Annotated in this window: 18 protein-coding genes and 2 pseudogenes; 5 read left to right on the top strand and 15 right to left on the bottom strand. The window is 65.5% G+C overall.

Features of this window, described 5'->3' with window-relative positions:
- Positions 1 to 76 precede the first annotated feature (76 nt).
- Complete coding sequence (locus ADT71_RS26870; RefSeq protein WP_054441838.1) at positions 77 to 2,269, top strand: bifunctional diguanylate cyclase/phosphodiesterase; 2,193 nt, start codon at positions 77 to 79, stop codon at positions 2,267 to 2,269.
- 13 nt (positions 2,270 to 2,282) lie between these two features.
- On the opposite strand, the gene ADT71_RS26875 is transcribed toward ADT71_RS26870, so the two are convergent.
- The 4 genes from ADT71_RS26875 to ADT71_RS26890 all read right to left on the bottom strand — a co-directional run bounded on the left by ADT71_RS26875 (position 2,283) and on the right by ADT71_RS26890 (position 8,155).
- A complete protein-coding gene (locus tag ADT71_RS26875; protein ID WP_132468875.1) occupies positions 2,283 to 3,422 on the bottom strand; it encodes a hypothetical protein in 1,140 nt (379 codons plus the stop codon).
- Between the two features lie 128 nt (positions 3,423 to 3,550).
- Positions 3,551 to 4,156 (bottom strand): response regulator transcription factor, encoded by a 606-nt coding sequence (locus ADT71_RS26880; RefSeq protein WP_054441840.1) that lies wholly within the window; start codon positions 4,154 to 4,156, stop codon positions 3,551 to 3,553.
- The gene (locus tag ADT71_RS26885) at positions 4,153 to 5,775 is read right to left on the bottom strand and encodes an ATP-binding protein (protein WP_054441841.1); all 1,623 of its coding nucleotides are present in this window, start codon (positions 5,773 to 5,775) and stop codon (positions 4,153 to 4,155) included. Before ADT71_RS26885 ends, ADT71_RS26880 begins: the two co-directional genes overlap by 4 nt.
- Positions 5,776 to 5,926: 151 nt before the next feature.
- Positions 5,927 to 8,155, bottom strand: a complete 2,229-nt coding sequence (locus ADT71_RS26890; RefSeq protein ID WP_054441971.1) for a TonB-dependent receptor — start codon at positions 8,153 to 8,155, stop codon at positions 5,927 to 5,929.
- Positions 8,156 to 8,350: 195 nt separating this feature from the next.
- Between ADT71_RS26890 and ADT71_RS26895 the strand changes: the two genes are divergently transcribed.
- The gene (locus ADT71_RS26895) at positions 8,351 to 9,205 is read left to right on the top strand and encodes an MBL fold metallo-hydrolase (RefSeq protein ID WP_197283139.1); all 855 of its coding nucleotides are present in this window, start codon (positions 8,351 to 8,353) and stop codon (positions 9,203 to 9,205) included.
- A 177-nt stretch (positions 9,206 to 9,382) separates the two neighbouring features.
- On the opposite strand, the gene ADT71_RS26900 is transcribed toward ADT71_RS26895, so the two are convergent.
- The 7 genes and pseudogenes from ADT71_RS26900 to ADT71_RS32460 all read right to left on the bottom strand — a co-directional run bounded on the left by ADT71_RS26900 (position 9,383) and on the right by ADT71_RS32460 (position 16,649).
- Positions 9,383 to 10,567: an MFS transporter gene (locus ADT71_RS26900; RefSeq protein ID WP_054441843.1), complete on the bottom strand. Its 1,185-nt coding sequence runs from the start codon at positions 10,565 to 10,567 to the stop codon at positions 9,383 to 9,385.
- Between the two features lie 158 nt (positions 10,568 to 10,725).
- Positions 10,726 to 11,940, bottom strand: a complete 1,215-nt coding sequence (locus ADT71_RS26905; protein WP_231636271.1) for an acyltransferase family protein — start codon at positions 11,938 to 11,940, stop codon at positions 10,726 to 10,728.
- 89 nt (positions 11,941 to 12,029) lie between these two features.
- Entirely contained in the window at positions 12,030 to 13,166 is a 1,137-nt protein-coding gene (locus ADT71_RS32445; protein ID WP_369818346.1) for a hypothetical protein, read from the bottom strand.
- 599 nt (positions 13,167 to 13,765) lie between these two features.
- Positions 13,766 to 14,083, bottom strand: a pseudogene (locus tag ADT71_RS36060) (TonB-dependent receptor); the annotation flags it as partial.
- 187 nt (positions 14,084 to 14,270) lie between these two features.
- The gene (locus ADT71_RS26915) at positions 14,271 to 14,714 is read right to left on the bottom strand and encodes an Lrp/AsnC family transcriptional regulator (protein ID WP_054441845.1); all 444 of its coding nucleotides are present in this window, start codon (positions 14,712 to 14,714) and stop codon (positions 14,271 to 14,273) included.
- Position 14,715: 1 nt separating this feature from the next.
- The gene (locus ADT71_RS32455; protein ID WP_231636228.1) at positions 14,716 to 16,140 is read right to left on the bottom strand and encodes an isoaspartyl peptidase/L-asparaginase; all 1,425 of its coding nucleotides are present in this window, start codon (positions 16,138 to 16,140) and stop codon (positions 14,716 to 14,718) included.
- Entirely contained in the window at positions 16,122 to 16,649 is a 528-nt protein-coding gene (locus ADT71_RS32460) for a cyanophycinase (protein WP_197283142.1), read from the bottom strand. The genes ADT71_RS32455 and ADT71_RS32460 overlap by 19 nt, the downstream gene beginning before the upstream one ends.
- 423 nt (positions 16,650 to 17,072) lie before the next feature.
- Here ADT71_RS32460 and ADT71_RS26925 point away from each other — a divergent pair, with 423 nt between their 5' ends.
- Entirely contained in the window at positions 17,073 to 19,733 is a 2,661-nt protein-coding gene (locus ADT71_RS26925) for a TonB-dependent receptor domain-containing protein (protein WP_369818353.1), read from the top strand.
- A 299-nt stretch (positions 19,734 to 20,032) separates the two neighbouring features.
- Here ADT71_RS26925 and ADT71_RS26930 read toward each other — a convergent pair whose 3' ends face one another.
- Together ADT71_RS26930 and ADT71_RS32465 are read right to left on the bottom strand one after the other, a co-directional pair.
- Positions 20,033 to 20,566, bottom strand: coding sequence for a YfaP family protein (locus ADT71_RS26930; RefSeq protein ID WP_054441846.1), 534 nt, complete (start codon positions 20,564 to 20,566; stop codon positions 20,033 to 20,035).
- Entirely contained in the window at positions 20,515 to 22,143 is a 1,629-nt protein-coding gene (locus ADT71_RS32465) for a hypothetical protein (protein WP_054441847.1), read from the bottom strand. Before ADT71_RS32465 ends, ADT71_RS26930 begins: the two co-directional genes overlap by 52 nt.
- A 47-nt stretch (positions 22,144 to 22,190) precedes the next feature.
- Between ADT71_RS32465 and ADT71_RS34585 the strand changes: the two genes are divergently transcribed.
- Positions 22,191 to 22,673 (top strand): hypothetical protein, encoded by a 483-nt coding sequence (locus tag ADT71_RS34585; protein ID WP_054441848.1) that lies wholly within the window; start codon positions 22,191 to 22,193, stop codon positions 22,671 to 22,673.
- Here the strand turns inward: ADT71_RS34585 and ADT71_RS36065 are convergent.
- Both ADT71_RS36065 and ADT71_RS26945 read right to left on the bottom strand, forming a co-directional pair.
- Positions 22,613 to 23,065 (bottom strand): annotated as a pseudogene (locus ADT71_RS36065) (VIT domain-containing protein); the annotation flags it as partial. The gene ADT71_RS34585 and the pseudogene ADT71_RS36065 overlap by 61 nt on opposite strands.
- A 65-nt stretch (positions 23,066 to 23,130) precedes the next feature.
- The gene (locus ADT71_RS26945; protein ID WP_279388368.1) at positions 23,131 to 24,051 is read right to left on the bottom strand and encodes a LysR family transcriptional regulator ArgP; all 921 of its coding nucleotides are present in this window, start codon (positions 24,049 to 24,051) and stop codon (positions 23,131 to 23,133) included.
- A 144-nt stretch (positions 24,052 to 24,195) separates the two neighbouring features.
- Here ADT71_RS26945 and ADT71_RS26950 point away from each other — a divergent pair, with 144 nt between their 5' ends.
- On the top strand, positions 24,196 to 24,816 hold the full coding sequence (locus ADT71_RS26950) for a LysE/ArgO family amino acid transporter (protein WP_054441849.1): 621 nt from the start codon (positions 24,196 to 24,198) through the stop codon (positions 24,814 to 24,816).
- The last annotated feature ends 17 nt before the right edge of the window (positions 24,817 to 24,833 follow it).

The following is a 24,833-nucleotide window of genomic DNA, read 5'->3' on the forward strand; positions in this document are numbered from 1 at the left end:
TTTTGTAGAGGAAGGCCCCGTAATGCAATCCATTCCAAATGGCCCGGGTACCCCAGGTAGCAGGTAGGGATCGCACATGTTTCTTGGCCAAAAACTGTCGGGACACCGCGGCGTGGTTGCGATTGTCGGTATTCTCGGTTTGACGATAGGCGGTTCAGCCGCACTGTTCGTGACGTCGCAGTCGATGGACCGGATCGCAGCGGCGCGGCAGGAGCAGCAAGTGCAGAACGCGCTTGCCCGCATCGTTTCGAGCTCGTCGGCCCAGGCATCTGCGATCAGTGCGCGGCTGGAGCCGGCACGGCAGATTGCGGACCTCGGGCCGGATGAAGCGGCGACCTGGCTGGACAACGAACTGGGGCGGCCTACCGTGGCCGCCGATGCGACGAAAGCGGTCGCGATCATGACGCCTTCGGGCGCGATCTATGGTTACACCAAGGCCGGCCGGGCAGAGCCCGAGGATCTGGAGGAAATCCAGAGCGCGACCAATGGCCTGGTGGCCTCTCTTCGTGACGCTTCTCCTTCTGCTCCTCCGGCCTTGGCGGGCACCCGAAAGGACGCGCCGGCGATGGCCGACCTTGGGTCCGTTCGGGGCGTCCCTGCCATTGTCGCCGCATCCCGGCTGCCCGCCTCCGGTGAACCGCTGACGCTGGTTACTGTCACATATCTGGACGAGCCGCTCCTGAACCGCTGGGCCAGCACGTTGATGCTCGATGGCTTCGCGGCCATCGGACCCAGGGCCATGCCTTCCCCCGCGATGCGGAGCGTTGCCCTGACCGCTTCCGACGGCACGGCGTTGGGGCGCATGGTATGGCGTCCGGCAAGACCCGGCGAGGCTATTCGCAGATATGTCATCCCCGCAACGCTGGCGATCGGCGCGGCGGTGCTCATCCTGTTCCTGATGATCGCCTTGCGCGCCAATAGCCTGAGGGAAGAAGCCGTAAACAATTCCAGGCGAGCACGTTTCCTCGAGAGTTTCGATCCCGGAACCGGGCTGGCAAACAGGGCTACGTTCATCAAGCAACTGGAACAGATCGCGGGAGCCCAGCCCTGCCAGCTGGTGCTGCTGGATGCCGACGATTTCAGCGCCATCAATGAGGCACTCGGCCACCGTGCCGGGGATGACGTTATCCGCGAATTCGGCAAGGCGCTGCTTGCCGAATTCCAGGGCTCGCGCTGCCTGGTCGCAAGGCTGGATGGCGATGAATTCGCCGTGCTCATCGTGGGCAATCCCGACGTGCACGATCTCGGCCCCCGTGCAACCGGCATCGCCATCAGCAGGGGAACGCGCGATGGCGGGACGGTATCCGTAACGATCTCCGCCGGGATCGCCGCCGCGCCCGAGCATGGTCATACCGCCAGCGAACTGATGAAGCATGCAGACATCGCCCTTGGTGCTGCAAAGTCCGCAGGGCCGGCCAGCCACGTCGTTTACGATCCCGCGCTTGGCGAGGCCTTCAAGAGCCGCAAGGGCCTTGAGGCGCGCATGAAGAAGGCCATCGAGGACGAAGGGTTCGAGCTGTTCTATCAGCCGATTATCAGCCTGAGCACGATGAAGCCCGCCGGTGTCGAGGCGCTGCTGCGATTGAAGCGCGGGGCCACGGACACGCCCGCCGTCTTCGTGCCGGTGATCGAGAAGCTCGGGCTCATGCCGCAACTGGGGGCGTGGATCATCCAGCAGGCCTTCAAGGACAGTCGCCGTTGGCCCAAGCTGAAGACCTCGATCAACCTCTCGCCGCTTCAGCTCGAGAATACCGCCTTGCTCGATCAGGTGGATTTCAACCGGGCGCGTTTCAATGTCGAGCCGGTTTCCATCGGCTTCGAGATCACCGAAGGCGTCCTGCTCAACAAGTCCGCGACGGTCCATGCGAACCTTCAGGGGCTGCGTGAGCGCGGCTACATCCTGGCGCTTGACGATTTCGGGACCGGTTACTCGTCGCTCAGCTACCTCTCGGAGTTCGAAATTCAAAGGCTCAAGCTGGATCAGAGCTTCATCCGCGGTGGGCGCCTGCTGGAAAACCGGAGCGCCACGCTTGTTCACGGCGTGATCGACATCTGCCACAAGCTGAACATCGACGTTGTGGCGGAAGGCATCGAAGACATCGCTGAAGCGTCGACATTGCGGGCATGGGGATGCGATTTCGCGCAGGGCTACCAGTTCGGCAAACCGGCACCGGCGCGTGTCACGGCGCAGAACCTCGTGACCTTGCAGAATAACGCGCATGAGATCGTCGACTATCGCACCGGCGAGCCGCTTTTCGGGACGCTTTAGAAGCGATCCCCGGTTACTGAAGGACTGGGTTTCTCAAAGCCTCGCAGATTTGCAGCAGCATCTGCGCAGACTGCGGCCGCGGCGAGCATCCGAGCGTCAGCCAGAGCGGATTGTCCGAGGCATCGAGATATCGTAGCCCCCTTTCGGCGAGCGGGTCACGGGAGCGGGCGAAGTCCGTCACGCCGGGCAACTGGATTAAATTCGCCGTGCTGCCGCGTTCGAGGGCGAGGATCAGGCGTGTGCCGCGTTCGGCATAGGGATCTGCAATGTAGAGTTCGCTGCCGTCTGCGGCATAGTGGATCAGGTATCCCATTGCCGGAAAGACATGTTCCAGATCGAACACGAATTCGCAGCCGCGCTCGGGCATGTCCTTCAGGAACAGGGCGCGGGCATCCCTGCCGCCGTGCCGGCTGATCGCCATGTCCCTGTCTCGCAGCGAGCCGAGGTGATGGAGTAGCGGCGCTGCTTCTGCCATCGCGCTTTCGATGGCTGCGCGCATGGTTTTGCCGTCACTGGGGGCATCCCGGGCGGCGGCTTGCGGGTGTGGGCCGTCGATCACCGGCTGGAAACGCCTGCGCAAGTCGGTTTCGATCAATTGTAGCCAGCGTTCCAGGCCGCTGTTGTCCTGTAGCGGCTGCTCGCCGGGGCCTTGCTGGACGTAGAGTATCTGGAATCGAGCAAGCACTGCCTCGATCGTCCCGGACAACCGCGGCCAGTTGGCGACGGCCCAGATCATCTTGCGGCGGGAGATTTCCATTCCTTGCGACTGCCAGACCGGGAGGTCGGGCCGCTTTGCGGCATCGGCAAGTTCCGAAAGCGGCAGGATGAGATTGGCAGCCTCCAGTCCGCCGCGCAGGCTTTGCGGGATCGAGGCCTGCCGCCCACGCATGGTTATCGAGCCGAGTTCCATGATCCACTTCTCGCGCAGTGCGCATCCTCCGAAAGGGGCTTCGGGGCGGCCTGCATAGCTGCCGATGTGGAGGAGTTCGTCTTCGAACAGGAATGCGTAGATGCCCGCCCCGCCCAGTCCCATCTCGCGCGCGCCTTCGCGGCTTCTCAGGAGACTGTCGAGCGACGTCGGATTGCCTGGAAACGCTCCCGTGCTTTCGGCCCGGACCAGATCGTAGACGTTGAAAATGCGCGATAGAAACACCGGACGCTCCCTTCCGCCATTCAGGGCGGCTGCGTGATTGACCGGATATTCTTTTTCTACCTCCATCGTTGACGGTCGATCCGGGAACTTCCCGGGGTAACGGCCTATTTAATCGTCTACTCAATCAATTAAATGGTTTCTCCCTTGTTAAGGGCGATCAGTTGGGCAAGGCCATTGGTTCTCGTCTTGGCCACGATCGCTGCACGGTGATCCTCCACTGTCCTTGCCGAAATGCCCAGTCGCTCGCCGACCTCCTTGTTGCTGTGTCCGCGCACCAGCAAGTCGAAAACGTCGCGTTCCCGGCGGGAGAGTTCCGCTGTGGCGCTTGCGATCCGGCGCTCGCGGGCGGACCATGCCAGGCCCTCGCAGACCGCCCCGACGAGACGCTCCTCGTCGATCGGCTTTTCGAGATAGTCGAGCCCGCCATGGCGGCGCACCGCGTCGACGGCGTGGGACGTCGTGGGCCAGGCGGTCATGAAGACAAGCGCCACGGCGCCGTCGGCTGCGCGCAGGCGGTCGGCAAAGGCGAAGCCGTCCATTTCCCCCATCTGGATATCGCTGACCACGCAGTCGAACCGCTGGCTGTCCAGGGTCGCGAGCAGTTCGGCGGGGGCTGTGAACGGCGTTGCCGGGAAGCCGTGGCGGGCCAGCAGACGGGCCACCGTATGCGCGAGATCGGTATCGTCGTCGAGCACGGCAACCAGCGGAGCGGGGGATCGGGCGGGAGCTGTCATGTGTCGTTTCCGGCAAGCGGGAGGCGCAGGGTGAAGCACACGTTTTCACTGCGGTCGGTGCGCAGGAGCGATCCGCCGTGCGCTTCGACGATCGTGCGCGCGATGATGAGGCCCACGCCCATGCCGGCATGTTCGGAAGCAGAGGGCATGGGCGTTGCATGGCTCCGGTTGCTGACGTGCAGTGCCAGTTCGTCGGCATCGGCGGCGATGTCTATGCGCACGACGCTGTCCGCAGTCGCGGCGATCCCGTTGCGCACGAGGTTGACGAGCGCCTGTGTCAGTTCGATTTCCTGGATATGGACGATCAGGTCGGGGTCGATCTCGCCGCAGACCAGACGGCATCCTCGCGCGCGCAGTTCGGGGCGAAGCATCTGTTCCACGGTGTTCAGCAGGAGCCGCACGGGAACTTGCGAAGGCTCGTCGGCGCTCTTTCCGCCGAAGCGGCGCAGGCGGCGCACGAGATCGGAAAGCGTGCGCGCCTTGCGGTCCACAAGGGCGGCGCTTTCGGCAATGTCCTCGTCGAGCCCGGCCGTGCGTTCGCGCAGATGGCTGGCTTCGATGGCAAGAGTGGAAAGCGGCTGGCTGATCTCGTGGATCACCGCGACTGACATGGCACGCAACGTTTTGAGGCGTTCGGCCTGGAACAGCAGGCGATTGCGCTTCTCCAGCGTGTCGTGAGCGGCGCGCTGGGCATCGGCGAAGCTGCCGGCCAGCCAGGCTACGACCACGATCGCCACCAGCGCGAGATGCAGTTCAAGGCGTTCGATCTGCGACAGGTTCTGGAGGGAGTAGGGCAGCGCCGGAACGAGAATGGCGATGATCGCGAGCCAGGCCGCGACGCGGCCGTGGCAAAGGCCGATCCATGCGCCCGCAAGCAGGGTCGGCATGGGCTGAAGACCGAGCCCGGCCTGCCATAGCAGCCACGTCAGGCCGAGGCCGAGCGCAAGTATGGCGGTGTCCTGCATGAGGGGACCCGCCAAGGGTCTCCATGCGAGCGGTAAAGCGCGCCGGGAGGATTTGCCGGGAGCGCGAAGCAGGCTTGCAACCCAGAGCAGCGGCGGCGCGAGCACGAGCACGCCGAGCAGGTCACCGACTGTCAGGCCGGTGAGGGATAGCACGAGTTCCGCGCCGGTGCCCGTCTTCTGGAATTCCGGCCATAGCACGGCAGTGGCAAGCGTGAGAGACGCCATCGCGGCGGGGCAGATGACGGCCGAGATCCCGAGATTCATCTGTGCCGACTTCAGCGAGCCGGCAGTCAGGCGGCGAACGACATGGATCGTGAGGGCATAGGCGATCGATGGCCGCAACACGCCCCATGCATCGAGCAGGGGGCGCGGGCCGTGCAGGTCAATCGTTCCGGTCGCCAGGTCGACGGCAAGCTCGGTCAGGCCTGTCCACGGTGCTACTCCCGCGCCGGCCAGCCATAGCGCGGCGAAGCGCCAGCCGGCGGCAGGATACCAGAGTGAGAAGAATCCGGTGCCGCCCCATGGCGCGGCGGCGGCGTGAAGCAGCCAGAAACCCGCGCCGTAGACGACCAGCCACCACAGGCGCGCCTTTGCGGGTGCGGCAGCAGAAGGCATCGCTTCGGCCATGAAATAGCGCTTGGTGTTCAGAGGCATCCCTTGCCATCTGCACCCGCTGCCTGCCCGGCGTAACCCGGAAATTTCCCGGGTGCGCACGGGCCGCGTCCATATCATCGGTCAAAAAAGAGGAAGGCGGGCGAACCGTGGTCCGCCCGCCTTCCTCGTCTATCCCGATCGGGCGTCAGCTTCAGAAGCGGAAGCCGACACCGCCGCCGATCACGCGCGGATCGTTCACGAAAGCGGTCAGGTTGTTGAAGTCGATTGCGCCGATCACGTTCGATTCGTTCGTGATGTTCCGGGCGAAGACGAAGAGGTCCACGGCGTCGGACGGCGAACGCCAGCCTGCACGCAGACCACCTTCGAAGTTGGTGCCGACGTGGAATTCGGTCGCATCGTAAAGGAACAGATTGAAGTCCTTCTGCGCGACCCAGTCGGTCTGGGCATAGAGCTTGCTGCCGCTCGCCAGCTCGTAAGTGTAGGAGGCGTTGAAGTTGAACAGCCAGCGCGGGGCCTGCGGGAAGGGATTCCCGTCGATCGAGGCGCGGCGTGTGGTGCCCACGGTCACGATCGGATCGCGCACGGTGCAGGCGGCTCCGCAGAATGCGACCAGCAGGTCCGGATCGTCGATCTTGGTGAAGTTGTAGGAGACGCCGCCGCTGAACTGCAGGCCGCGAACCGGGTTGGCGGTGGCCTCGAACTCGACGCCGCGACCCTTGCCGCGCTTGGCGTTGATGAGCTGGTTGAAGTTGCCCTGTCCGCCGATGGCGGTGAACTGCGGGTCCTTGATGTCGTAGATGTAGCCGGTCAGGTCGACGCGGAAACGGTTGTCCGGCGTTGCAGCCTTGATGCCTGCTTCATAGGACGTGATCGTTTCGGAATCCGCCGTCGTCAGGATGTTCGAGGTGGCGATGCGGCCCTGGATGGAGGGGCCGCGATAACCGTGCGCGATACGGCCGAAGAGGCTGACCTGCGGGCTGAAGCGATAAAGCGCGCTGACGTCCCAGCTCGGCTGGTCATCCTTGACCGAACGCGAATCCGCGAAGGGCGCGCCCAGCGTGCGGGCCGCATCGAGGTCGCGCTTGTCGCGGGTCCAGCGGGCACCGCCGGTCAGCCGCAGACGGTCGGTTACGTCGTAATGGAGCTGGCCGAAGACCGACCAGCTGTCGCTCTTCTGGCGAAGTTCGGAGATGACCAGCGGATCGATCCCGCCGATGCCGTCCCAGCTGGCCGAGATAAGCTCGAACTTTTCATGCCAGTAGAACGCGCCGACCTGCCAGCCGAAGCGGGTATCGCCATTGCTGGCGAGGCGGATTTCGTAGGTCTGCTGGTCGAGGTCGCTCGACAGGGTGCCGGTTTCCGAACGGAACGGTACGGTGCCGCTTCCCTCCGTCGTGCCGAGCACGCCGCCGTCGATGTCGCCGCGGCCCGAGCTGCTGCCCTGATAGGCCGAGACGATCGCGGTCAGCGTTGCGCCGCCGAGGTCGTAATCGACATGAAGCGCCTGCGAGGTGGTGTCCTGCGTCTGCGGGTTGTTACGGCCGCCGTCGTAGTAGACGGTGTCGCGGTCGTATCGGTCGTTCAGCTTGTTCGAGCCGGTGGTCAGCACGTTGGCCCGGTTGAGCGTGCCGGTGCCTTCATAGTGGCGGCCCTGGAGGGTCAGCAGCACGGAAAGGCGATCGTCCGGCTTCCACAGGGCGTGGAGGCGGCCGGCAACGTCGTCGAACCCGCCAAGGTCCTTGCCCGGCTTGGTGAACGAGGCGTCGTAAGCGTTGTTCACCCAGTTCTCGCGGTGGTTGACGAGGCCGGCGACACGGAACGACAGGGTGCTGGTGGCAGGGATCGTCACGCCGACTTCGCCGCGCACGGTGCCGAGTTCGCCCACAGTGAACTGGGCCTGTCCCTCGGCATGGTCGCCGGGGCGGCGGGTGTCCATCTTGACGACACCGGCGGGCGTGTTGCGGCCGAACAAGGTGCCCTGCGGGCCCTTGAGCACTTCCACGCTGTCAAGGTCGAAGAGCGGGAAGCCCTTGAGGTAAACGTTCTCCAGCACGACGTCGTCCAGCACGACGGAAACCGGCTGCGAAGCGTTGAAGTCGAAATCGACGTTGCCGAGACCGCGAATGTAGAGACGCGGGGCGTAGCGGCCGTTCGAGCTTTCGACATAGAGGCTGGGCGTGCGGCCGGCGAGCGAGAGAATGTCGGCGCCGCCCTCGGAGACTGCGCTGATCTTGTCTCCGCTCAGCACGGAGACCGCGATCGGCACGTCGCGGATGTTTTCCGGACGGCGCTGGGCGGTGACGACGATGTCGGCGGAAGCGTCCAGGGTGTCAGCCGTGGCGGCACCAGGCCTGGCGGCTGCGTCCTGCGCCAGGGCAGGCGCCGCGCGGCGAGGAGCGCCGGCACGCTGGCCAGCCAATACGTCTTCATCTTCATCTTGCACCCCTTAACGGTAAGCCGGTGCGTATGGATGTTGACGCCGGAAAACCGCGCGTAGTCGGCAGGAATGGCCACGCACCTGACCGCCTTGCCGAGCGCGGGCCTCTAACCCTGCAATGTGACAATTTCGATATTGATGTTTCGCCAGCCCACAGAAAACCATAGGGAGATGGCCATGTTTACAAAGACAGTGATCACCCTGTGTCGTTTTGGCATCACTTTGCTGGGGGCCGTCGCGGCCATGTCCGGGCCGGTTTCGGCCGCTCCGGCGAAGGCCGCTTTCGACCTTGTTCCGCTTGGCGTTGAAGGCGGTGTCGTGGAGGGGGCCACCACCGCCTGGTTCATTGCGGCAAGCGGAAGTCGCAAGGGGCTGGCCTGCGATGCCGGAACGCTGGTGCCGGGCATCAGGGCGGCCATTGCGAAGGGTGGATTTCCTGCCGGAAGCCGGGCCAGCGATGTGCTTCACGAAGGGATCGGGGCCTACCTGATAACCCACCCCCATCTCGATCACGTTGCAGGACTGGTCATGGCCTCGCCGGACGACAGCGCCAAGCCGATCCTCGCTTTGCCGGAGGTCAACGCCGCGCTTTCAGCGCATTATTTCAACTGGAGCTCCTGGCCCAACATGGGCGATCGCGGCCAGCCGCCCATGCTGCGGCGTTATCGCTACGAGGATCTCGTCGCAGGCGGAAAGCCGGTGCCGGTCGGGGACACGGGCCTGAGCGTGACGGCCTATCCGCTTTCGCACGGCGGAAGCCTGTCCACCGCCTTCCTGATCCGCTCCGGCGAGGACGCGCTGCTCTGCATGGGCGACACCGGACCCGATGCCGTGGAGCATTCGGCGCGGCTCGAAGCCCTGTGGCAGGCGATCGCGCCGCTGGTGAGGGCTGGGCGCCTGCGTGCCATCATCGTCGAGACATCCTATCCCGATCCGAGAAAGGATACCGAACTTTACGGTCACCTGACGCCGAAGTGGCTTCGCGCCGAACTCGGGCGGCTTGCGGCTGCTGCTGGCGGCGCGACAGGCTGAAGGGCCTGCCGGTCGTCATCGGTCACATCAAGCCTTCGATTGACGGGGCCGAGCCCGCCGTTTCAGCCATCATGCGGCAATTGGCCGAAGGCGGCTCGCCCCCCGTGCGCTACATTCTCGCAGAGCAGGGTAAAGCCCTGGAGCTCTGAGGCCGGTCGGAGCCTCAGGGCTCCCGGTTCAGGACAAGGCTTCGCATGTCGAGGCGGCGGTGGTTTCGGGAGAGGGCCGGGCCGCCGCAAACAGCACTGCGATCAGGCCCGCGGCAGAGGTCGCCGCGCCAGCCAGTGCCACGGCCGGATAGCCAAGGCCGAGGGAGATGACGCCGCCGCCCAGCGCGGCGCCGAGCGCGTTGCCGAGATTGAACGCGCCGATGTTCACCGATGAGGCAAGGTTGGGAGCGTCGGCGGCAGCCTTCATCACCCTCACCTGCAGGGGCGGCACGAGGGCGAAGCTGGCGATGCCCCAGAGGAAGATGAGCACCGCAGTCGGCGCGGCGTGGCTCATCGTCATCGCGAACGCGGCGAGGATTGCGGCAAGCGATCCCAGCGTCACGATCAGCGTCCGGTCGACCGAGCGGTCCGCGAATTTGCCGCCTAGCCAGTTGCCCACGGTCAGACCGAGGCCGTAAGTCACCAGCATCGCTGTCACGAAGCCCAGTGAGGCATGGGTCGCATCGTGCAGGATCGGCGTGATGTACGTGAACACGGTGAACATCGCGCTGGACCCCACGACCGTCAGGGCCAGCGCGCCGAGCACCGGCTTGCGGGTGAGGACCTTGAGTTCGGCAAGCGCGTTTCCTTTGCGCGGCGCGGGCAATGCGGGCAGGGTCAGGCGCAGGGCGGCCATCGTCGCCGCGCCAAGCACGGCGATACCCCAGAAGGATGCCCGCCAGCCGAGATGCTCGCCCGCCCAGGTGGCCAGCGGCACGCCCACCACATTGGCGATCGTGAGACCCATGAACATGGCGGCTACCGCGCCGGCCTGGCGCTGGGGCGGCACGAGGCTGGCGGCCACGATCGAGCCGACGCCGAAGAATGCGCCGTGATTGAAGGAGGTGAGCACCCGCGCGCCCAGCAGCATCGCGTAGCTGCCCGACATGGCCGCGAGCAGGTTCCCGAGCGTGAAGATGCCGGCCAGTGCGATCAGCAGGGTACGGCGCGGCATGCGGCCGGTGGTCAGTGTCATCAAGGGGGCGCCGACGACGACGCCCAGCGCATAGGCGCTGACCAGTATGCCCGCGGTCGGGATCGATACGCCGAGGTCTCCGGCGATGACCGGCAAAAGTCCCATCGGCGCAAATTCGGTGACGCCGATGCCGAAGGCGCCGACGGAAAGAGCAAGGAGCCCGGGGTTCATCTTCATCGAAAGTCCTCAGACAAGCCGCCTTCGGGCCGAAGTGCCCGCATGAGCGACAGGAATGTCGGAGGCATAAATGGCCGCTTTCGAACTGGCCGGGTAGCGTCGATGAGCGCGAAGAATCTTTGCGTCTCACGCAAAGGTGGATTAGTCATTGCGGGATGCTAGCGGAGGCTCTGCGCAGCAGGTTCCGCGATGGCCTTGGCGGATTTAACCTGGACGCCGCTCATGAAGAACAGCAGCCATGGCGACCGTTTCACCACGGCCCAGCCTGCGAATGAAACGACGAGCGCGGCCAGCGCGAGCGCGAGATAGCGCAGTGGATAAGGCACCGGCATCGCATCGATCAGCCAGAAAGTCGCGATGATGATCGGCAGGTGCAGAAGGTAGACGACAAAGGACGCATCCACCAGTTCCCGGACTTTTCTGGACTCCGTGTGGAACAGGGACCGAGCGCCGGCGATGATGGTCTGGGTGAGACAGATGGCCGCGACGGCTTTCAGTACCGGGCGTGTATACTTGGGAAGCTCGGGCGCGCCGACCGCGACGAGTGCTGTGCAGAGGGCGATCAAGGCCACCGCCCAGGAGAAGCGGTTGAATTTTCCGCTCATTTCGGGTGCGCGGTTGAGCAGCGCGCCAAGCGCGAAATAGGGCGCATATTCAAGGGAAAAGCCCAGGGACAAAGGATTCTGCAGAAGGTCGGGAATGAATGGCCCGAGCTTCAGCAGCGCCACTTCATATACCCCCACGCACAGGCCGATGGCGATCATCGTGAGCGTGAAGAACCGCGCGCCCTGACTGTCTGCGCGGTCCAGCCGGTAGGTTCTGGCCGAGGGCACGAGGGCGAGGGCCGCGGAGGCGCAGGAAAAATAGATGAGGACGATGACGAACCAGAGGTGTCCGGTCGTCTCGCGCCCCATCGTCAGAAGCTGTCGGGCCCAGAAAGCGAACGCCGTTTCCGCGTCGCTGGAGGTTTGCAGGTCGGCTGCCAGGTTCATGAGCGGTACGATCACGATCAGCCCGGCCGCCAGTGGCGGGAGCAGCCGGACGAGGCGGCTTTGCAGGTAGGCTGCCGGTTGCCGTTTGAGGAGCAGCATCGCGGTGAAGTAACCCGCGATCAGGAAAAATCCCTGCATCCGGAACAAGTGCAGGAATTCCATCAGGTGCGTGAGTGGCAGCGATCTGTCGCGGGAGAGGACGATCCAGGACTGCCCGTCATCGCGAAAGGGATGCGCCGCATGAAAAGGAATGCCGAGCAACATCAGAAAGGCGCGCACGGCGTCCAGATGATGTTCGCGGCTCGGGTGCAGAAGAGCGCCATCGGGCGCTGACGCTATACGGACATTCCCCATGGATGCTTTTTTGCGGCAAACGGCCACGTCAGACAATTACTCTCAAGGCTGATGCCAAATTGCCGATCATGTCCCATTTGGTCAGGGCAATGCCTGAGAGGCGAGGTTTTTACGACCTAGAGGCTTCGGGCGAGCGAGAGCGAGACGATCGCGCCTTCGCGCTGTGCGCGCTGCTCGCTGCCGCTGAACGAACCGGCGCGGCTGGGCGAATAGAAGCGGCGCAGGCGGGAAAAGTCCTGCCCGTTGATCGCCTTGACCGTCAGTGTCGTCTTGAAGCCTGCGATGGCGGTTGTCTCGACATAGGCTCCCCAGAGCGCGTGATCGCGCCAGCGCAGGACTTCGCCCGTGTAGAAGACATCGCCGTGTACCGCCGCGGTCCAGTTCACGCCCCACGAGGACTTGAAAGCGGGAACATCGTGACGGAATTCGGCCGTGATGCTGCGCGGGGAAATGTCGTCCATGACGCGGTTTCTGCCGGTTACCGGATCTCGCAGCCGCGAGCCGCGCCAGGTGCCGTCAAGAGTCACGCGCGCGCCCTCGAGCGCGGCGTCGAGCGGGAGCGTGCCCTGCGTGGAAATGCCCCATTGCCGGGCGTTTCCGATCGTTCCCAGCGCTTCCTCTCCCGTTGGCAGGACGAGATAGCCGAGCAGTCCGGTATGCCATTGGTGATAGGCTTCCACGGCGATGGCGCCGCCCTCGCCCCCAGCGGTGGTCGATCCGCGCCAGCGCCGCGTGATGCGCGCGGGGCGCAGGCCCGAGTTGCCGCCGAGCGGGCGCCCGTCGGCCTGGTCTACCGATGCGGCGAAGTCGCCGAAGTCGAGCTGGTCTACGGTGCGCCGCATTCCGAACCGCACCTGGGTCTTGCCGGAAGGCGACCAGACGAGTGCGGCAGAGGGCTTGAGATAGGACAGGGTCTGTTCCTGCGCCGCTTCTCCCGTAACCCGGATCTGCGAGATTTCGGCCGCTATTCCCGCTTCAAGATTGAGCTTGCGGGAGAGCTTGACGGTGAGGTTGGCGAAGGCTTCGCCGCGCAGTTCGGAAACGCGGGTGGCCGCATTGGCCAGGGGCACCGCGACCAGCCCACCGCCGGTATCCTCTGCGTAGTTGAGCAGGCTGGAAAGGCGGTTGTAAGCCACTTCGGCACCGAATTCCGGGCGTATCGGGTGATCGCCCTCACGCGTGACGGTGCCGCGTCCGACCAGTTCCATCGGTTTCTGGACCTGCGAGGACAGCCCGCGATAGTCCGCTTCCACGTAATCCTCGTCGGTGGTGAAGCGCTCGGCCGGCCGAGACCGACCAGTTTGGTGGTCCAGCCGGAGCCAATGCGGCGGGTCCAGTCCAGACCGAGTTCGCCGCTGCGGCCTTTCTCGTCATAGGCGATATCGCGGCGGGACTCCGGCGTTTCGTCGGCGGCGGCGAAGATGTCGATGGCGCGATCGGAGGAGTAGCCTTCCTTGTTGAGCCGCAGGTTCACGGTCAGCGTGCCGCCTCCCAGCGCACCCGAAGTGGACAGGGCAAGGCCATATTCCGGGGCCTTCGCGGATATGCTTTCCTTGCGGGTGGAACTGAGGTTTCCTGCGGCATCCCGGTCGAAATAGATGCCCTCGTCGGGGTAGCGCGTCACTTCGCCGGACAGTTCGATGCTGGTCTGCCAGCCCGCGATCCGGCGTGCGTGGCTGGCGCGGACAGAAGGCGACACAAAGCCATCAGAAGTGTGGCTGAACGTCGCCGAGACATTCCCGGAGCCTCCGGCGTCCACACGCAGCACGACATTGGCGACAAGGGTCTGTCCCTGCGCTTCGGCAGCGTCGCTTCCGCGCAGCAGGACGATGCGCTCCACCCGCGAAGCGGCGATCCGGCGCAGCACTTCGGTGATGCCGCCGCCCTTCACCGTGGGGCGCTGCCCGTCGATCAGGACATTGCCCGCGCCGCCGCCGAAACCGCGCACCGAGGTTCCCTCGCTGAGCAGGAACCCGGGGGTCCGTTCGAGCATGTCGAGCGCGGTCTGGGGCTGGAACGGCTTGTAGAAATCGGCCGGGTAGACCGGGTCCGGTCCCGCCGGGACGATGGCGGGCGGGGTTTCCTGTCCTGCCGGTTCGCTGGTGCGGGTTTCGTCGGGCGGAAAGATCGCGGCCGCGACGCCGGCGGCAAGGAAGGAGAGGGCGTTCATCGGGGCGCTTTCATCATGCGGGGAGACACGGCACTTCCGGCCCGTGAACCGGCGCCGGATCGCCGCCTTGGGCGGCGACAGGAAGGCTGCTTGCGGATGACATGATCGAGCCGTTTAGTTAGTTGCGAACGATTTGCAATAAGTATCAACGGGCGGCGCCACAACTCTCTGCCGAGTTCGAAAAAGCCTATCTTTCCAGCTTGGTGGCAAGGATCACGCTGGTGCTGGTCCGCTCTATCCCGTCGAGCAGTCCGATATCGTCGATCAGGTCGTTCAGCTGGCGGCTGTCGTCCGCCTCCAGCATGGCGATGATATCGAATTCGCCGCTGATCGCGTGGACGGCCTGAACGCGAGTGATCTGTTCCAGCGCGCTTTCCACGTCGCGGTGGCAGCGCGGCACCGTCTTTATCATCATGTGCGCGCGGATGCGGCTGGCGGCGAACGCCTCGCCAAGGCGCACCGTGTAGCCGGCCACCACGCCGGCTTCCTCCAGCCTTGCCAGCCGGGAATAGAGCTGGCTGCGGGAGATGTTCAGTTCCTTGGCGAGATGGGCGATCGGTTGCCGCGCGTCCTGCCGCAGCAGCGCCAGCAATCCGTCATCCGTTTCATCGAGCCGGCCACCGGAATGCACGTCATTCTCCCGGTCGTTCGTCCGCGAAGATCGCCGTTGCGGCAGCGGAACCCGCCGCGATGCGGCCACGATACATTCCCAGGTCGTTGATGGCAAACGCGGGCACGCCGTCCGGCCCCATGGCGATCAGGCCGCCGTCGCCGCCGATCGCGCCCACGGACATGATGGTGTCCTGCGCTGCGGCGGCGAGCGGCTGGCCGAGGTAGCCGACCCGGTCGCAGACCTGCCGCGCGGCGCTTTCCCGGATGAAGAATTCGCCCGATCCCGTCGCGGAAACCGCGCATTCGCCGTTCTTGGCGTAAGTGCCCGCACCGATGATCGGCGAATCCCCGACGCGGCCCCAGCGCTTGCCGGTCATGCCGCCGGTGGAGGTGGCGGCGGCGAGGTTTCCGTCCGCGTCGAGCGCCACGGCGCCCACTGTGCCGAACAGGTGCGTGCGGTCCAGCACGGCCTGGTGGTTGCCCTTCCACTTGAGGAACTGCTGCCAGCGCTCCTCCGTGCGGAACCACGACGGATCGACCTGCTCCAGCCCCTGCTGCGCGCTGAAAGCGTCGGCTCCGGCACCCATCAGCATCACGTGTGGGCTGTGATCCATCACTGCGCGGGCCGCGTCCACCGGATGGCGGGTGCGCGTGAGGCCGGCCACGGCGCCGGCCTTCTGGGAACTGCCGTCCATGATCGCGGAATCGAGTTCGTTGCGCCCTTCCGAGGTGAAGACGGCGCCGCGCCCGGCGTTGAACAGCGGGTTGTCCTCCAGCACGCGCACGGCCGCAGCCACCGCGTCCAGGGAGGCGCCGCCCTTGTCCAGCACGGCGGCCCCGGCGCGCAGGGCTTCATCCAGTCCGGCCCGGTAGGCCTTTTCCTTTTCGGGCGAGAGCGAGCCGCGTTCGATGATCCCCGCGCCGCCGTGAATGGCGAGCGACCATAGCGGCACTTCCACCGCCTTGCCCCCGCGCACGGCGTAGTTCCGCTGGAACGTGGGGTTCTCCACCGTCCCCGCCGGCAAGTGCACGACAGAGCCCGCGCCGATGCCGGTCACCCGGACGTGATCGGCGGAGAAGGGGCGCGGCGGGATGCCGGTCTCGATCTGCTTGCGAGCATCGGCGCGAAGGCCCGCGCCGTTCACCAGCCATGCGCCGCCGTCCGGCGAGGTGGCGTAGATGCGGCCGGTTCCGTCCGCCTCGACCGCCACCGCCGCGCTTTCGTCCACCCCGAGCCCGAACATCGGCGGGGCCTGCGGCGCGCGTTCCTTCTGGGCCTTGGCAAGGAAGGCGAAGAGCCGTCCGAGGCGGTCGCGCTCCTTGAAATGGGTGTCGGTGACGATCCCTTTCAACGCGGCGATGTGCAGGAAATCGCCCTCTATCGTGTTTGCCGGACCGAAGGGATCCGCCAGACCCTCGCCGCTGGTCAGGCTGCCGCCGTCCATCGCGCGTAAAGCTTCTCGCCCAGCATGGCGAGGCCCGCGCTGGTTCCGCCCAGCGGCTTTCCGGCGGCGACATGGGCATCGAGCGCTTCGGCCACCGGCGTGCCGCGCCAGAACCGCACATAGTTGGACTGGTCGCCGCCGGCGATGAAGATGCCGTCGGCCTTGCGCAGCGCTTCCAGGACCTTGGGATCGTAGGCGGCCTTGCGGTTCTTGAAGACGAAAGTCTCGGCAGAGCTGATGCCGCCGATCTGACGGTAGAATTCTTCCCCGATCTCCGGTCCGTAGGAGGCGCGCAGGATCACGATATGGCCCTGCCCGGCGTGTGCGAAGAACCACTTCATCGCATCGATGTTTCGGTCTCCGCCGCCCATCAGCAGCAGGCCGCCCGAATGGGTCGCGGCGGCGGGCGCGTTGACGTCTCCGATCGCGAAGTGCCGGTAGCCCGGTCCCGCCGATGCGGGAGATGCCGCGGCCAGTGCCGCCCCGCCCAGGACCAAGGCGAGTGTCATGACAGGGCGATGCTTTGCGCGAAACTTCAAGATGCGAACTCCGGTTTGCCGGCCGCGCGCCTTACCCGGCAGAGCGGTGATTGCCCTGCAAAGCCGTGACACCTGACATGCGACATTTTGCGCACACTAATCTGCAATATGAAGAAACAAAATGTCAAACTGGATTGAGCCTTTCTTCATATTGTGTTTCTTTGATGTGTCGAAAGCGTCAGGCCACGCAAGGGGGCGTGTCCGTCGCCTATCGTGGGGGCTTCATGGATTCTGCTTCGTACCGCCGCCGTCATGTCTGGATATCGGGGTGCGGGATCGCGGCCCTGAGTGTGTCGATGTGTGCGGCGATATGCGCCCCGATGAGCGCGCAGGCGCAGGAAACCCTGCAACTCTCAACCGGAGGGGGCGCCCATCGTCGTTACCGGCTCGCGCATTCCGCGCGTCGCCACCGAGGGGCCGGCGCCGGTCACCGTCATCAGTTCCTCCACCATTCTCGAGAACGGCTATGCCAGCGTGCCCGACATCCTGCGCGCCGTCACCCAGAACGGGGGCGAGACGCAGAGCCAGCAGTCCTTCAGCGGCGCCAGCTTCACGCCCGGCGCGCAGCAGGTGGACCTTCGCGGCCTTGGGCCGAACCATACCCTGGTTCTGGTGAACGGCCGCCGCATCGCCGATTTCCCGCTGCCGTTCCAGGGACGCAGCAACTTCACCGATATCTCGAACATCCCGGTGAGCATGATCGACCAGGTGGAGATCCTGAGCGGCAGCGCCTCGGCTATCTACGGATCGGACGCCATGGCGGGCGTCATCAACTTCAAGCTCAAGGACAAGGCCGACGGCACGACGATAGACTATCGCCACGGCCGCACCGAGCAGGGCGGGGGCATGTCGCACCGCCTTTCCGTGACGAGCGGCTGGTCGAACGACCGTTTCCACATCGTGGGCGGGGTGGAGTATCTGCTGCAGCGTCCGATCTGGGCATCGCAGCGCAGGATCCAGGACAGCACGGCGGACAATCCCACCACCGCCAGCCCGCTCGCCCGCCGCACGTTCCTGCGCTACGATCCCGATGCGGACGAATATGTCGATCCCGGCGCGTCGACGTGCGCGGGGCTGTCCTATCTCAACGGTGGCTCGACCTATTACGCCTCGCGCCCGCGCTACGGCGCCTATGATCCGGACCTTGACGATTACGGCCCCGGATACTTCTGCGGCAGCAATACCTCGATCGGCTACGGCACGATCATATCCCGGCGCGAAGGCTTCAACAGCTTCGCCTCGGCGGGCTTCAAGCTGTCCGACGCGGCGGAGCTGTTCGTCGATGCCCAGTTCGGCATCAGCAAGGTGGCGCTCATGCCGGACGTGCTGGAATGGGGTTTCCAGGACTCCTCGGGCAGCAGCGACACGACCTTCTACAATGCCTACGACAACCGGCTGGATGACTGGTACCGGCAGTTCACGCCCGAGGAATCCGGCGGTTTCCACAATGTCATGACGCGCAATCGCCAGACCACCTTCAGCGTGACGCCGGGCATCAAGGGCGCGCTGTCGGACAAGTGGTCCTACGAGCTTTCGTTCAATCACAGCGAATACCGCGCCAGGGTCGAGTTTCCCGAAGTCATCGCGGCCAAGGCCAATGCGCTGTTCCTGGGCGAGCAGATCGGCACGGACGAGGACAGCGGCTATCCGATCTTCAACGCCGATCCCTCGCGCCTCTACACGCCGCTCACCCAGTCCGAGTACGAGAGCATCACCGCCTATTCGGTCTACCGGCCGAAAAGCTGGACCGACAATCTCCAGGCAACGCTCACCAGCACGAGCCTGTTCGAACTGCCCGCCGGGCCGGTGGGCTTCGCCGCCGTGGCCGAAGGTGGAAAGCAGGGCTACGATCTCAACCCGGACCCGCTGGCGCTGACCGATTACTACTATGGCCTCAAGGACAGCGACGGGCACGGTTCGCGCAGCCACTGGGCGATCGGCGGCGAACTGCGCGTGCCGGTGACGAGCTTCCTCCAGCTTTCCGGCGCGGCGCGCTATGACGGCTATCGCTTTGCCGGCAACACCATCGGCCGGTTCACGTACAACGGCGGGCTGGAAGTCCGCCCGATGCGCACGCTTCTGCTGCGCGCCGCCTACGGTACGGGCTTCCGCGCGCCGGACCTGCACTATGTCTTTACCGGCCCCGGCAATACCCACCCTTCAGCGACCGACTATTACCTCTGCCGGACCGAGGAGCCCGACGAGGAAATCGGCGATTGCTCCTACTCGGACGAAGGCATCGTCGCCAAGCGCAACGGCAACCGCAGCCTGAAGCCGGAAACCAGCAAGTCGCTCAACGCCGGTTTCGTCTGGCAGCCGAGCCCGCGTTTCGACGTCTCGGTGGACTATTTCCGCGTATCGCTGTCGAACCAGGTGCAGGATCTCTCGATCGACCAGCTCCTGCGCGACGAGGCCGATTGCCGCATCGGCGAGACCAATTCGGGCAGCCCGGTCGATATCAATTCGCCGACCTGCCAGGACGCCATCGCCCGCGTGCAGCGCTATGCCAGCGGCGTGAACGAGGGCGAGCTGGATTCCGTCTCGATCAACCCGATCAACATCGCGCACGAGAAGACCAGCGGCATCGACGTGGCACTCCACGCGAACCTGCCCACCGGTTTCGGGCTGTTTTCGCTGACCGGATCGCACACCCACGTGTTCAAGCACAGCTTCCGGCAATATCCGGGCGACGCTTCGATCGACAAGCTGGCTTACGACAGCGGCTATGACATCCCGCGCGACAAATCGACCGCCAGCGTAAGCTGGAACCTCGAACAGCTTACCTGGACCGTTTCGGGAACGCGGCTGGGCAAGCTGCCCAATTACGACGAAGACGCCTACATCAAGGCGAGCTACCTGTTCAACACCAGCATCCAGTACGATTTCACCGACCATCTGCGCGGGTCGCTGACGGTGAACAACGTACTGGATCGCAACCCCGTGAAGGACCGCAGCTACGCGGCTTATCCCTATTACGACATCAGCTGGTTCGACAGCGTGGGCCGCAGCATCTACCTTGAGATGACGTGGAAGATCGGAGGCAAGGGCTTCTAGGGTCCTGACCCATTAATCACGCCTGCGAGGCACCGGAATGGCGAACATATCGGGCCAAAGCGGCTGCCGGGCGGGCTGGTTGCCCGTCCAAATCGCTTTGGTTCGAGATGGAAGCCATTCCGGTGTCCCGGAGGGATTTGATCAAAATGGCCTAGTGCAGCGTCAGAAAGGCTTGAAATATAGACATATTACTACGCCTTCCTTCCTCGCTCTGAGCCATTTTTATTCAAACCTCGCAGGCGTGATTAATGGGTCCTGACCCTAGGTCGTAAATTCATAAACGGCACGCCGGGCGGGGTTCATTTCCCGCCCGGCGCCACGGTCAGCCGCCCGATCAGGCGCCCGCCTTCGGCATCCCGATCCGATCCTTTCTCGAAGGCGATATCGGCATCGACGAGCGTTTCCTTCATCGAGGGGCGCCCGAAATCGCGGATCATCCGCAGCATCACCCTTCCGTTGCCGTTCGGATTGATGCGGTCCGCGTCGAACCCGTTGATGCGGACGGTGTACTCCCCGGCGGGGGCCTTGCGGATGGCGTATTCCTCGGGACCGTAGCCGTCGGTCATGTCATTGGTGATATGGCCGCCGGAGGAACTGGTCTGGTAGCTGTAGAACACCTTCTCGCCGTTGGGCTCGATGACCCAGAGGTCGATGTCGGCATCGTCGTTCGTCCATTCGATGACGATCCGGATATCGGTATCGAGCAGCGCCACGAGGCGCGGATCGAGCTTCCAGTTTCCGCCTGCCGCCTCGATCGCGGGAATGAGGCCGTTGGCTTCCATCAGGGCCACCGTCTCGATCCCGTCGAAGTCGCGGATCGCGGGATCGAGCACGACTTTCGCCAGCAGTGCGAAGGCCCGCTCCAGATCGTCCTTGCCCGAGGGGCCGTGCGCCCGCCCGCGTTCGGCAAGCGCCAGCGCCAGCGCGCGGCGGGGCTGGGGCCGGAAATCGCTTCCTGCCGCAAGCGTCTCGAACAGGGCGACGGCGCGGTCGAGATCGCCTCCCGTTCCAGCCGGAACGCGACGATCTGCCGGGTTTCGTCATCCACCACCGCGAGTTCCAGCGCCGAAAACAGGAGGTCGCGGGCGGCCCCGGCATCGCCCTTGCGCCGGAACCATTCGGAGGTTTCCAGATAGAAAGCCGGCAGCGTGCCGAAGGTCTCTTCCTGTGCCGCCAGCACCGCCAGCCGGTTCTCCGGCTTCGCAGCGTCAAGCGCGGCGAGGTAGGGGCGCTCGGCAAGGGCGCTTTCAAGGTCGAGGCCGATGGTCCGGCCGGCGAGCGTTTCGCGGGATTGGACATCCACGGCCAGCGGCGCGCCCTGGACCGGGCTTGACCGCCGCTGTCCCGACACGACGATGTTCGCCGCGTCATCGCCGCCCGCCGAAGCGGCCTGCGTGGCAGGCAGGATAACGGAGACCGGCGGAGGCGGAGCTATGTTCATGGCAGGCGGGGCCGGAGGAGGCGGAGGAGGAGGCGCCGCCCCGAGGACCTCAGCCGAACGGCCCTTCACACGGGGGCGCGGCTTGAAGCGACTGTTCCACCACGTCTTGTGCGCGGTCCATTGCTCCACCACGAATGCCAGCCGTTCCTGCCGCTGGTGGGCGGTTTCCTGATCGCGGGTTTTCCGGGCGCTGCGGTAATCGGCCATCCATTGCCGGGAAAAGCCGCCGGATGGAGCAATATCGGCATTCAGGTACTGGTCGGGACTTTCGAGCACGAGGAAGGCCATCGATGGCCCCGCCACATTGAAGGAACGGGCCAGCCGGACCATGCGATCATGCGCGAGCGGATCGTCGCCCAGCCGGTCCACCTCCTGGCTTGCCCAGAGCGCGCCGGCGGCGTTGAGCGGGGCGATCGGCCCGGAAGGGGCTTCGTAGACGCGTTCGGCCGTGCCCTTGCGGAGTCCCGCGATAGACAGATGCACTTTTCCGGTCTCGGGCATCTTGCCGACCGCGAACCAGCGGCCGTCGGCAGCCGGCAGGGTGCGAAACGGAAGCTTTCGCCCGTTATCGTCACGCGCAGCCAGAATGGCGATTCCGGGCTTGCCGAGGGTCTGGACGACGTCCTGCCCGTTTTCCTGCGTGAGGCGCAGGAAGCGGCCGCCCGCAGCTTGCGCCATGCGGGTCAGGCGGGCACCGTTGGCATCCGGCGCCGAGGCGATGATCGAGAGCGGGCAGTCCGGTTCGAACGCGGCCTGATTGTCCAGCGTCGCCACGCCGTCGGAGAACAGCAGGCAGGTATCCGCCGCGGGCAATTCCGGCTTTTCCAGCCCGGCGAAGCTGGTGCCGCCCCGGTAGGTCACGGCGGCTACGGCCCTGTCCAGTTCGTCGGCGCTGTGAACGGTCTGAAGGCGTGGCGCGTCGCTCGCAAAGGTCACGAGGTCGATCGCCTCGGGCGCGGCCTGTTCCACGTAGGCGCGCAGGAGCGCCCTCTCGCGGTCGAGCAGGTCGTCCCGGCGTGACAGCGAACGATCCCAGTAGATCCTCAGGCGGCCGCCATCCTTCGCGCCCGGACGTCGGGCCGGCGCGCATCGCCGATCTGGAAGAAGTCGCCGCCCTTGCCGTGGTGCGACACCAGCATCCCGGCAACGGGATCGCCGCCGAGGATGACGATGCCGCCCGCGACCGGCCGCTTGGTTTCCTCGAGATCGGTGGACCAGCTGCCGGCCGCCTTGTGCAGGAGCGACAGCGGCTTGCCGCCGATCCTGACCTCGGGCGCCGCCCGGAAACCGGAGATCCGCGTGCTGACGTGGAGGGCGGTGCGTCCTGCAGATCGAGCGGGAGGACGAGCCCCCGCGCCGGGTCGAAGGGCGCGGAAAGACTGATGCGGATGCGCCGGGGCTGGTTGCGGGAAATCGGGAAGATGCGGGCCTGGAAAAGGTTCGCCGCGGTGATCTCCGCCAGACCGGGATCGATGCCCTTTCGCACTTCGTCCTCGTAGACGTTCCGGGCTCTGGGCTGGTCCAGCAGTTCGCCATCGATCATGGCCCCGTCAACGTCCAGCGCATAGCCGGTGACGACCGCGTCGGTGGGCAGTTCCAGCAGGAAACGCGCCTCGTCCGCCGTGCCGGACGCATCGGTGAGATCGGCCTCGATCACGATGTCAGCAAGGCGTCCCTGCACCTGCACGTCGACATGGAGCCGCGAGATTTTCAGGCCCTGCGCATCGTGCCTGCCGGAGCCGTCGTCTATCCCGCGCTGGTATGCGGCGAGCTGCGGGTTCGGCCCCGTGTTCGGCCCTGGGGGCGGCGCTGCCAGGGCCGAACCGCCAAGCGGCAGCGTTCCGGCCGCCAACAGGCCCAGAACCAGTTTCGCAATGCGCCTGCAACCCATCCGCCGATATCCCCCCGCAATTGCGCCACTAAAACATGACCTTGGCGGACAGGCAATGTGGCAGTTCAATCCGTGATCAGGCTGGCGGCCGCCACGTCGCGCACGGCGTCTGTCAGCACGCGGAGCGAGCGGGCCTGAATGCGCGTGACGGTCCAGTAGAGCTTGACGTCGAAAGGGCGGCCGGGCGGCAGTTCCTGCAAGGTGCCGGCGGCGATATGCGCTTGGGTGAGGGGAGCGGGATGCATTCCCCAGCCCAGCCCCCGGAGCGCGAAATCGACGAACCCTTGCGTGGAGGGCACCCAGTGCGTCGGCGCGGCCAGCTTGACGCCATGAGTCTCGAAGGCCCAGCGCGCCTGCAGCGTGTCGCGGCGCTCGAAGCGGAGCAGCGGGGCCTTGGCCAGTGCACCGGGATCGATGCCGTTCCCGAAGTGGCGCGCGATGAATTCGGGCGAGGCGCAGGCGCGGTAGCGCAGCGATCCCAGTTCGATCGTCCGGCACCCCTGCACCGGCTCGGGGTCCGACGTCACCACGGCGTGGACTTCGCCGGAGCGCAGCCGGTCCGCGGTGTGCGCCTCGTCGTCCAGCGTCAGGTCCAGCAGCATCCCCGTCGCGCGGACGAAGGCGGCGGCGGCTTCGGGGAACCATGTCGCGAGACTGTCCGAATTGACGGCCAGCTTCACGGTCAGCGGGGCTGCGCGGCTGTCTTCCGGCGGGTTGAGATGAGGTTGCAGGTCGGCTTCTAGCAGTTGCACCCGGTCGAAGTGGGCCCGCAGGGTCGCGCCCAGCTCGGTCGGCTCGCAAGGCTGGCCGCGAACGATCAGGACCGCGCCCAGCCGTTCCTCAAGGCCGCGCACGCGCTGCGACACGGCAGACGGCGTGATGTTCAGGGCTTCCGCCGCGCGCTCGAACGTGCCTTCGCGGATGACGGCGGAGACGGCGGCGAGGGCGGGGTAGTCCAGCATGATGAAGCAGTGCTTCATCTGCATTAGCAAATCAACCTTTGCTAATGCTGCGCCGGCCTGCACTGGAAGGGACATGAATGTTCTGACCATCCCTTGCGTGTTGACGTTGATCGTCGTGGCTGCGTCCCTGCTGGCCTTGTGGGCCGGACTTGCGAAGGGTGCGCCGCGATGACGGGGGCTGCCTATCCGTTCCTTTCCGGCTTCGCGCTGTCCGCCGCGCTCATCATGGCGATCGGCGCGCAGAACCTGTTCGTGCTGCGGCAGGGGCTTCGGCGTGAGCATGTCGGGCCGGTCGTGCTGTTCTGCGCTTCGGCGGATGCCGTGCTGATCGCGGCGGGGGTGGCCGGGGTCGGCGCGTTCCTGACGGCCGTGCCGGGGCTGGCGACGGTGCTTTCGCTTGGCGGGGCGGCGTTCCTGGCATGGTACGGGATCAAGGCGTTCCAGCGAATGGCTGCGCCCGATGCGATGGCGGTGGCGTCTGGCGGCGGTATCAGCCTGGGCAGGGCGATCGCGGCGACGGCGGGTTTCACCTTCCTCAATCCGCACGTCTACCTCGACACGGTGCTGCTGATGGGCACGGCGGGCGCGGCACAATCAGCGGCGGCGAGGCCGCTTTTCGTTGCAGGCGCCGCGAGCGCGAGCTTCATCTGGTTCGCCGGTCTCGGCTACGGTGCGCGCCTGCTCGTGCCGCTGTTTTCCCGCCCGGCTTCATGGCGCATCCTTGACGCCATCGTCGGCGCGACGATGCTGGTGCTTTCGGCATCGCTGCTCGCGCGGGCCGCGTTCTGATTTCTTTTTTCCCGGAG

It is taken from the genome of Novosphingobium sp. ST904 (assembly GCF_001298105.1).
GTDB lineage: Bacteria > Pseudomonadota > Alphaproteobacteria > Sphingomonadales > Sphingomonadaceae > Novosphingobium.